At 49.4% G+C, this 10107-nt stretch carries 5 protein-coding genes and 2 pseudogenes; 6 read left to right on the top strand and 1 reads right to left on the bottom strand.

The genetic code is table 11. From position 1 onward, the window contains the following. Positions 1-7: 7 nt before the first annotated feature. Positions 8-1159, bottom strand: a complete 1152-nt coding sequence (locus tag OGX92_RS18795) for an IS30-like element IS30H family transposase (RefSeq protein ID WP_001254955.1) — start codon at positions 1157-1159, stop codon at positions 8-10. 595 nt (positions 1160-1754) lie between these two features. On the opposite strand from OGX92_RS18795, the pseudogene hsdR reads away from it, so the two are divergent. The 6 genes and pseudogenes from hsdR to OGX92_RS18765 form a co-directional block, all read left to right on the top strand. Beyond that, positions 1755-4190: pseudogene (hsdR, locus tag OGX92_RS18790) on the top strand (EcoAI/FtnUII family type I restriction enzme subunit R). 73 nt (positions 4191-4263) lie between these two features. Beyond that, positions 4264-5736 carry an N-6 DNA methylase gene (locus OGX92_RS18785; protein WP_003028212.1) on the top strand — a complete coding sequence of 491 codons (1473 nt, stop codon included), beginning with the start codon at positions 4264-4266 and terminating at the stop codon, positions 5734-5736. After that, positions 5736-7526, top strand: a complete 1791-nt coding sequence (locus tag OGX92_RS18780; protein WP_003028209.1) for a restriction endonuclease subunit S — start codon at positions 5736-5738, stop codon at positions 7524-7526. The genes OGX92_RS18785 and OGX92_RS18780 overlap by 1 nt, the downstream gene beginning before the upstream one ends. A 156-nt stretch (positions 7527-7682) precedes the next feature. Beyond that, the gene (locus OGX92_RS18775) at positions 7683-8786 is read left to right on the top strand and encodes a DUF8606 domain-containing protein (RefSeq protein ID WP_003028207.1); all 1104 of its coding nucleotides are present in this window, start codon (positions 7683-7685) and stop codon (positions 8784-8786) included. An 11-nt stretch (positions 8787-8797) separates the two neighbouring features. After that, on the top strand, positions 8798-9784 hold the full coding sequence (locus OGX92_RS18770; RefSeq protein WP_286586946.1) for an ankyrin repeat domain-containing protein: 987 nt from the start codon (positions 8798-8800) through the stop codon (positions 9782-9784). A 28-nt stretch (positions 9785-9812) separates the two neighbouring features. Further along, positions 9813-10107, top strand: a pseudogene (locus OGX92_RS18765) (IS1-like element IS1A family transposase); the annotation flags it as partial.

Below are 10107 nucleotides of genomic sequence, written 5' to 3'. Positions count from 1 at the left end.
TGTAGATTCAATCTGTCAACGCAACACCCCTTTCAATTATCTCTTTAGGTGTTTTGAACTTCAGTGTCTTTCTCGGTCTGTTGTTTAGCTGAGCTGCAACCTGATCCAGCTCATATTGAGTATATTGGGCAAGGCATGTCTTTTTGGGAAAGTACTGTCGGATTAGCCCATTAGTGTTTTCGTTTGTTCCCCGCTGCCAGGGGCTCTGAGGATCGCAGAAGTAAACTTTAACTCCTGTGCTGCCAGTAAATTCCAGATGTCTGGCCAGCTCCATTCCTCTGTCCCATGTCAGTGATCGCCGGAGTTCAGGTGGTAAGCTCAGGAATTTATCTGTAAGAGCCTGATTCACTGATAAAGCGTCTTTGCCCCTGAGTCTCAGGATGATCGTATAACGTGATTTTCGGTCTACAAGTGTGGCTATATGGGAGTTTTTTGTACCCGAGACTAAATCGCCTTCCCAGTGTCCCAGAGAGCGTCTGTTATCGATATGCCGGGAACGTTCGTGGATTGGCGTTCCGTTCACTATGTTGATAGTGCCTCTTTCACCTTTGCGAGTATGGCGCCTGCCATGACGGAGGCTGTGCGATCGGCGCAGGTGCTGTACGTTCAGGTGGTGTAGCGCTTCACGACTACGAAAGTAAAGCGTCTTATAAATTGTCTCAGGTGATATTCGTAGTGTTTTTTGACGCGGCTTCGTTCGCCTTAACCATCCTGATATTTGCTCTGGGGACCACTTCATCTCAAGCTTTTCCAGAACAAGCTCTCGCAACGGCATATTCTGATCCAGTAAGCACGGTTTTGGTCTTTTAGCCATCCTGTTGGCCCGGTTATTCGCATCAACGGCTTTGTAATAGCGCCTACCACGATTACGCTGAACTTCACGTGAGATTGTTGAAGGGCTACGATTCAGCATTGTAGCGATGGCTCGAATGCTCATTTTAGCTGACAGACCGGCTCGTATTTCCTCGCGCTCAGACAGCGTCAGGTGAGCAACAGCTCGCTTGCGCTCATTGGGTTTTATGCCGCCAGTATCTCTTAACATCGTGAAGATGGTCCCTGGTTTCGAACCCAGGATATTAGCTATCTCACTGAAGCCTTTTCCGTTCTTCCACAGTTCAAAAACAGATGTTTTTTCCTTTGCTGTAAATGTTCGTCTCATTCAACAATCCTCCGCAACTACATGTTTTCACATGACTGTTGCGTTGACCAATTGAATCTACAACTGCGGATTTGATACCACCGGCAGGCTGGGAAGTGTGTCGAAAATTATATCCAGATTACGGGATCGGATTACGGCCGCCAGAGGCCATTGGCTGGCACTACTGCATCGAGCCTGCCAAAGGGAGTTACCAGGATTGGAGTTACGGTATTAAGCTTGATAGCGCGTCGAACCCTACTGAATCCGCTTTGCTGGCTGCGCAACAACTCAAAATAGATTTCCCTACAGGGGCAAAATCTAGTGCCTGGTGGCCTTGGTGGCGAAGCTTTAATGGGTATCTGCCGCATGACCTTGATCCCACTGAATACAGGGATTGGCTCACAAGTAATCGTGCCTGGCTTGATATGAACAATGGTGAGTTTTCGAGACGCTGTGTCGATTTGTTTATTCGGCTGCATGAGTCGGTTAGCAGCGGAAGTTCTTTTAACATGTAAGGTCTTTTCAACTGACAGCCCAAAACATCGTTTCAGGTCATTACGTCATGCACTAATCTGTGTAAAATCAGAGCTAACCCAATATCGTGGAGTGCTCTGCTATGGCTGGCGTAAACAAAACTCATCTGACCGAAACGGACGTCATTACCAAATTCATCCTGCCCGCGATTAAAGACGCGGGCTGGGATGTGATGTCGCAGATCCGCCAGGAAGTGAAGCTCCGCGATGGTAAAGTGGTGGTGCGCGGCAAGCTGGCCGCGCGTCTAACCGTAAAATCAGCGGACATTGTGCTTTACCATAAGCTGGGATTACCGCTTGCCGTCATAGAGGCTAAAGCCAATAAGCATGAGATTGGCAAAGGGATGCAGCAAGGGCTGGATTACGCTCGCTTGCTCGACGTGCCTTTTGTTTTTGCCTCTAATGGCGATGGTTTTATCTTCCACGATAAAACGAATCCCACCCAGCTTGAATCAGAAATCACGCTCAACGATTTCCCAACGCCGGAACAGCTGTGGAATAAATACTGCGTCTGGAAAGGTTTCACCGCTGAGCAATTGCCGGTGATCAGTCAGGATTACCACGAAGGCAAATCAGGCAAGTCCCCGCGTTACTACTAGCTCCAGGCAATCAATAAAACAGTAGAGGCCGTATCTGCCGGGCAAAAACGGGTATTACTGGTGATGGCCACTGGAACCGGGAAAACGTATACAGCCTTTCAAATTATATGGCGTTTATGGAAAGCAAAAAATAAGAAACGCATTCTGTTCCTTGCTGACCGCAATATCCTGGTCGATCAGACTAAAATTAATGACTTCCAACCTTTTGAAAGCGCGATGACAAAAATCACCGGGCGCACCATCGACCCGGCCTATGAAATTCAACTGGCACTCTACCAGGCTATCACCGGCCCCGAAGAGCATCAGAAAGCGTTTAAACAGGTTGCCCCTGATTTCTTTGACCTGATTGTGATTGACGAATGCCATCGCGGCAGCGCGTCGGAAGACAGCGCCTGGCGTGAAATCCTCGAATACTTCAGCAGCGCTACGCAAATTGGCCTGACCGCCACGCCGAAAGAAACCGAAGAAGTCTCCAGCACCGACTACTTTGGTGAGCCGGTTTACACCTATTCGCTCAAAGAAGGCATCGAAGACGGTTTCCTTGCCCCTTACAAAGTGGTGCGTGTGGATATTGATGTCGACTTACAGGGTTGGCGGCCAACCAAAGGGCAGGTTGATAAACACGGTGAACTGATTGAAGACCGTATTTATAACCAGAAAGATTTTGACCGCACGATGGTCATTGATGAGCGCACCTGGCTGGTGGCACAAACCATCACTGACTATCTGAAACGCACCAACCCGATGGATAAAACCATCGTTTTCTGTAACGACATCGATCACGCCGATCGTATGCGCCGGGCGCTGGTCAACCTGAATCCGGAGCAGGTGGCAAAGAACGAAAAGTACGTGATGAAAATCACTGGCGACGACGATATCGGCAAAGGGCAACTGGATAACTTCATCAACCCGAAGAAAGCCTACCCGGTTATCGCCACCACCTCAGAATTGATGAGTACCGGTGTGGATGCGCAGACCTGCAAACTGGTGGTTCTGGACCAGAACATTCAGTCGATGACCAAATTTAAGCAGATCATCGGGCGCGGCACGCGTATCAACGAAAAATTCGGCAAGCTGTGGTTCACCATTCTCGATTTCAAAAAAGCGACCGAGCTATTTGCGGACGAACGCTTCGACGGCGTACCAGAGAAAGTGATCCGTACCACGCCGCAGGATATTACCGATCCTGAATCTGATTTCGACGACCAGCTTGAAGACGAAACGCCAGAGCACGAATTACCTGATTTGATAAATGGCGTCGATGAAACACCTGCCATCTATGACCCAACATCAGGTAACGGCAGTGGGGTTTTTGAAGAAGACGACGAAAACAAAATCCGTAAGTTCCACGTCAACGGCGTCACTGTAAAAGTGCTGGCAAAACGCGTTCAGTATTACGACGCGGATGGCAAACTGGTGACCGAATCCTTCCAGGACTACACCCGCAAAACGCTGCTCAAAGATAAAGACTACGCATCGCTTGATGACTTCATCCGTAAGTGGCACTCTGCGGACCGCAAACAGCTCATCATCAATGAGCTTGAGCAGCTCGGAGTGCTTTGGGATGTGCTGGCCGAAGAGGTGGGGAAAGATCTCGACCCGTTCGATTTGCTGTGCCACGTGGTTTACGGCCAGCAACCGTTGACGCGCAAAGAGCGCGCCGACAACGTGCGCAAGCGGAACTACTTCACCAAATACTCCGGGCCTGCGCAGAACGTATTGAATACGCTGCTGGATAAGTACGCCGATGAAGGTGTGCAGGAGATTGAGGACATCCAGGTGTTGAAGCTGAAACCATTCGATTCGCTCGGTCGCCCGCTGGAAATTATCAAAAGCAGCTTTGGTAGCAAACAGGCTTACGAAGATGCCGTGAACGAACTGGAAAGTGAAATCTACCAGTTGCCACCACGCACTGCCTGATAACCAACCCTTATTCTGCCACCTGGCGCTGACGGCTCCCGGTGGCATCCTTTTTAAAGAATGGAAAGAAAATATGTCGATTAGCTCAGTCATTAAATCCCTGCAGGACATCATGCGCAAAGACGCAGGCGTGGACGGCGATGCCCAGCGTCTGGGACAGCTTTCCTGGCTGCTGTTCCTGAAGATTTTTGATACCCAGGAAGAAGAGCTGGAACTGGAGCAGGATGACTACCGTCTGCCGATCCCGGAACGTTATTTGTGGCGCACCTGGGCGGCAGACAGCGAAGGCATTACCGGCGATGCATTACTGGAATTCGTCAACGATGATCTGTTCCCAAAACTAAAAAACATGACCGCGCCGATGGATACCAACCCGCGCGGCTTTGTAGTGAAACAAGCATTCAGTGACGCCTACAACTACATGAAAAACGGCACGCTGCTGCGTCAGGTGATCAACAAGCTCAACGAAATCGACTTCAGCAGCAGCCAGGAACGTCATCTGTTTGGCGACATCTACGAACAGATCCTGCGAGACCTGCAAAGCGCCGGGAATGCGGGTGAATTCTATACCCCGCGTGCCGTGACGCGCTTTATGGTCAACCGTATCGACCCGAAACTGGGTGAGTCAATTATGGACCCGGCCTGTGGAACGGGCGGCTTTCTTGCTTGTGCGTTCGATCATGTGAAAGAGCATTACGTCAACACCACCGAAGACCACAAAACCCTGCAACAGCAGATCCACGGCGTGGAGAAAAAACAACTTCCGCACCTGTTGTGTACCACCAACATGCTGTTGCACGGCATTGAAGTACCGGTGCAAATCCGGCACGACAACACGCTCAACAAACCGCTCTCCTCATGGGACGAACAGCTAGACGTGATTATCACCAACCCGCCGTTTGGTGGCACCGAAGAAGACGGCATTGAGAAAAACTTTCCGGCAGAGATGCAGACCCGTGAAACCGCCGATCTGTTCCTGCAACTGATTATCGAAGTGTTGGCAGACAAAGGCCGTGCGGCGGTGGTATTGCCGGACGGCACGCTGTTTGGCGAAGGTGTGAAAACCAAAATCAAAAAGCTGCTTACCGAAGAGTGCAATCTGCACACCATCGTGCGGTTGCCAAACGGCGTGTTTAACCCGTACACCGGCATCAAAACCAACATACTGTTCTTCACCAAGGGCCAGCCAACCAAAGACGTCTGGTTCTACGAGCACCCGTACCCGGCGGGCGTGAAGAACTACAGCAAAACCAAACCGATGAAGTTTGAAGAGTTCCAGACCGAAATCGACTGGTGGGGCAATGAAGCTGACGGTTTTGCCAGCCGCGAGGAGAACAACCAGGCGTGGAAAGTCAGTATCGACGACATCATCTCCCGCAACTTCAATCTTGATATCAAGAACCCCTATCAGGGTGAAACCATCAGCCACGACCCGGACGAGTTGCTGGCGAAGTTCCAGACGCAGCAGTCGGAAATCAGCGAGCTGCGCAACCAGCTTCGCGATATCCTCGGTGCCGCACTGGCGGGCAACAAGGAGGCGAACTGATGACCGTTGAGAATTTAATCACCGACCATATCGATATCTGGTCTTCTGCGCTGCAAACCCGCTCCACTGCCGGGCGCGGCAGTAATGGAAAAATTGACCTCTATGGCATCAAGAAACTGCGTGAGCTGATTCTGGAACTGGCGGTACGCGGCAAACTGGTGCCGCAGGACCCGAATGATGAACCAGCGTCAGAGCTGTTAAAGCGTATCGCCGCAGAGAAAGCAGAGCTAGTGAAGCAGGGTAAAATTAAAAAGCAGAAGCCCCTGCCGGAAATTAGCGAGGATGAGAAGCCTTTTGAATTGCCGGAGGGGTGGGAATGGGTGAGGCTGAATGATCTTGCTCCAATGTCGCTATTTGATGGCGATTGGATTGAGAGCAAAGACCAAGACCCTCAAGGTAACTATCGCTTAATTCAATTAGCCGACATTGGAGTTGGTGAGTTTAAAGATAAGTCGGAGAGATATATTAACGCCGAAACTTTCTCTAGGCTCAATTGTAATCAGTTATCTATGGGGGACATTCTTATTGCACGTCTTCCTAGCCCAATTGGTCGGGCTTGTATTTATCCCGGACTAAATCAGCCTGCAATTACCGTTGTTGATGTTGCTATATTGCGCCCTTCAATAAATTATAAAACTGAATATTTAGTTAACGCTATAAATAGCAATGTTTTTAGAGAGCAGGTAGAGTCATTCGGTAAAGGTGCTACTCGTTTTAGAATTGCAACTGGTCATCTCAAATCTTTACTTATTCCAGTATCCCCGTTCAATGAGCAAAATCGACTTGTTGCAAGAGTCTATGAACTTCTGTCCCTTTGCGACCAACTGGAGCAGCAATCTCTGACCAGTCTGGACGCGCATCAGCAACTGGTGGAAACCCTGCTGGCAACGCTGACCGACAGCCAGAATGCCGAAGAACTTGCCGAAAACTGGGCGCGAATTAGCCAGCATTTCGACACGCTGTTTACCACTGAAGCGAGTATCGATGCGCTTAAGCAAACTATTCTGCAACTGGCGGTAATGGGTAAGCTGGTGCCGCAAGATCCTAACGACGAACCAGCTTCTGAACTGCTTAAACGTATTGAACAGGAAAAAGCACAACTGGTAAAAGAAGGGAAAATAAAAAAACAAAAACCTTTTCCGTCAATTAGTGATGATGAGAAACCGTTTGAATTACCGCAGGGATGGGAATGGTGTCGTATTGGTGAAATCATTGTAAATATGGATGCTGGTTGGAGTCCCTCGTGTTCTCCTGAACCATCGCCAAATGAAAATATTTGGGGAGTATTAAAAACTACTGCAGTGCAAAGTTTGGAATATAGAGAACAGGAAAATAAAACTTTGCCAAGTAGTAAACTGCCCCGACCTCAATATGAGGTTCATGATGGTGATATCTTAGTTACAAGAGCAGGACCAAAGAACAGAGTTGGTGTTTCGTGTTTAGTTGAAAAAACACGATCCAAGTTAATGATATCGGACAAAATCATCAGGTTTCATTTAATTTCTGATGAGATATCAGCGAAATATATTTCATTATGCCTTAACTGTGGGGTGACAGCTGATTATTTGGAAGCATCGAAGTCTGGTATGGCTGAGAGCCAAATGAATATATCTCAAGAAAATTTGAGGTCAGCACCGGTAGCTCTTCCTCCTACAGCAATCCAATTGAAGGTGATATCCACTATTGAAGACTTTTTCAAAGTATGTGACCAACTTAAGTCCCGTCTGCAAGCCGCCCAACAAACCCAGCTTCACCTGGCGGATGCGCTCACAGAGGCAGCATTAAACTAAGCGCCTGTCCACCAGGCTATTTTATTCGCCATTTTGGCCCTGGGCAGTGCTCAGAATCCTCACGTACTACGTGTACGCTCCGGTTCTTCCACGCTGTCCTAGTCCAAACTGGCTTCAACAATAACGCCAGCTGGATCAGGCGTTAAGGAAGAGACGATGCCGGTTCATCATGCTATCTGGCGGGTAGGGGAGAATCCTCAGCCGCTGATCATCAGCAAACTCGCCAGTGAGCAACTGCTGGAGAGGATGATTTTAACTGATCCCACCATCCTCTCCGATCAGTGGATGATCATCGGCCATCAGGAAAATACGCTCGATAAAGGGCGTATCGATCTGCTGGCGATTGCGCCGGATGCCTCGCTCATCCTGATTGAACTGAAGCGCGATCGCACTCCGCGAGAAGTGGTCGCGCAGGCGCTGGATTACGCCTCCTGGGTGGATGACTTATCCCCGGAGCGTCTTTCGCAGATCTACGAAAATTTTTCCGGCGGCAATCTTGGCGACGCATTCAGACAACGTTTTAACGTTGAACTCGAAGACGACGCCATCAACAAGTCACACCAGATAATTATTGTCGCAGCAGAGTTGGACCCTTCAACTGAACGCATCGTCGATTATCTGAGTAAATACGGAATCTCAATTAACGTCCTGTTCTTCAAGGTGTTCCAGCACGGTGACGAACAGTTTTTAAGCCGCGCCTGGCTTATTGACCCAAGCGAAACGCAAACCAATGCCGCGCAGGCCACTGCCACCAGCGCCAGTGCAAAAGAACCCTGGAACGGCGAGTTTTACGTATCGTTTGGTGACCCGAAAAGCCGCGTCTGGGAAGAAGCGCGTCGTTACGGATTTATCAGCGCAGGTGGTGGAAGCTGGTACAGCCAAACGTTAAAGCAGCTGCAGCCTGGCAATCGTGTGTGGGTAAAAATCCCGGCAACGGGCTACGTTGGTGTCGGCATCGTGCAGAGCGCCGTTGAACCCGCCAGCAGCTTCACCATTAACACGGAACACGGCGAGAAGTTGGCGATGGATGTCCTCAAATTTGGTGACGGATATCGTGAAAACGCCGACGACCCTGACAAATCAGAATATTTTGTTCCCGTGAAATGGCTGGAAACCCGTGCAGAAAGTGACGCGGTGAACGAGGTCGGATTCTTCGGCAATCAGAACACGGTCTGCAAGCCTACCACGCCGAAATGGCGTCATACGGTGGATAAGCTAAAACGTATTTTTTTACGTTGGGATGCTGAACGGGCAGAGTAAGAGAGGCTGGAATGAGGTCTGTTAACGATAAAGTATTAAAACTCGCTTTCCAGGGAGAATGGGAAATGCTTTTGCCCATTCTTGGTGATTATCCTCATCTGGTCAATCTTCCCAGTGAACCTAAAGGCTACACCCCGTTGCATCAGGCGGCATGGCATGGGGCTAATTTGTCGGTGATAGGGGAATTGTTATCTCTTGGGGCCGAGCGAAGTGCGACAACGAACACTAAGCGGCAGACGGCTTATGACATCGTGGTCGAAAAGCACAACAGACCCGAACTGGAGTATCTTCTTTTCCCACAAAAAGAGACTCTCGCGCAAATCATCAGAAAAGTCGTTGCCACTGAACGGCAATTGTTCACTGATTATGATGGCAACCAAATTTTGGTCGATAAAATGATTTCGGCTTCAGGTGTTGAGCCATGTCCTGATGACCTTAGCGAACTGGATACCAGGCTAAATCACCTCTTTTTTGCGTTGACGGGTAAAGCGATATCAACGACTGAAGCCATTCACTTTGATGTGGCTGAAGGTTTTACATTCATGGTAGAGGCTGATTTTTTCAGGCAGATATTTTTCCCATTGGTACATAAGGTTGCGGCAAAAAAGATTAGCTTTCCGGAACGTGAATGGGCTGTTGTATCTGACTTGTTTGATCCTGCGCCAACCCAGTGGGGATCGCGCGGGAGTCTCTTCTTATGGTTGGAAATGCGCAAGGCTTTGTGTCAGGTGAGTATCCCGGAAGATGAAGACGAGTTGGCAAATATCATCGCGGCGGCATTCCAGGCATTGACTGGAAGATCATTAATTCATCGGGTAGGGGAAGATGAGTTTTTTGTAAAACGGTTTAGCCGTGGCGGCGGATCTTCAGGCTATGTTTCCTCCCTGTACTGGCTGAATAACGTTATCCCACAGTTGCAAAAAAGACTGTCCTGGATGCAGGTGGTGTGGTTGATATCACCACATGAGGCGGGTGATGCTGCCAACTTACTGATTTAGTGTATGATGGTGTTTTTGAGGTGCTCCAGTGGCTTCTGTTTCTATCAGCTGTCCCTCCTGTTCAGCTACTGACGGGGTGGTGCGTAACGGCAAAAGCACTGCCGGACATCAGCGCTATCTCTGCTCTCACTGCCGTAAAACATGGCAACTGCAGTTCACTTACACCGCTTCTCAACCCGGTACGCACCAGAAAATCATTGATATGGCCATGAATGGCGTTGGATGCCGGGCAACTGCCCGCATTATGGGCGTTGGCCTCAACACGATTTTACGTCACTTAAAAAACTCAGGCCGCAGTCGGTAACCTCGCGCATACAGCCGGG

It is taken from the genome of Citrobacter sp. Cpo089, assembly GCF_030332695.1.
Taxonomy (GTDB): domain Bacteria; phylum Pseudomonadota; class Gammaproteobacteria; order Enterobacterales; family Enterobacteriaceae; genus Citrobacter; species Citrobacter portucalensis.
This window is presented reverse-complemented; position numbering and strand designations above follow the sequence as displayed.

Coding starts and splice junctions, on each gene's coding strand:
- OGX92_RS18795 (WP_001254955.1), bottom strand. CDS start 1,159: ATGAGACGAACATTTACAGCAAAGGAAAAAACATCTGTTTTTGAACTG.
- OGX92_RS18785 (WP_003028212.1), top strand. CDS start 4,264: ATGTCGATTAGCTCAGTCATTAAATCCCTGCAGGACATCATGCGCAAA.
- OGX92_RS18780 (WP_003028209.1), top strand. CDS start 5,736: ATGACCGTTGAGAATTTAATCACCGACCATATCGATATCTGGTCTTCT.
- OGX92_RS18775 (WP_003028207.1), top strand. CDS start 7,683: ATGCCGGTTCATCATGCTATCTGGCGGGTAGGGGAGAATCCTCAGCCG.
- OGX92_RS18770 (WP_286586946.1), top strand. CDS start 8,798: ATGAGGTCTGTTAACGATAAAGTATTAAAACTCGCTTTCCAGGGAGAA.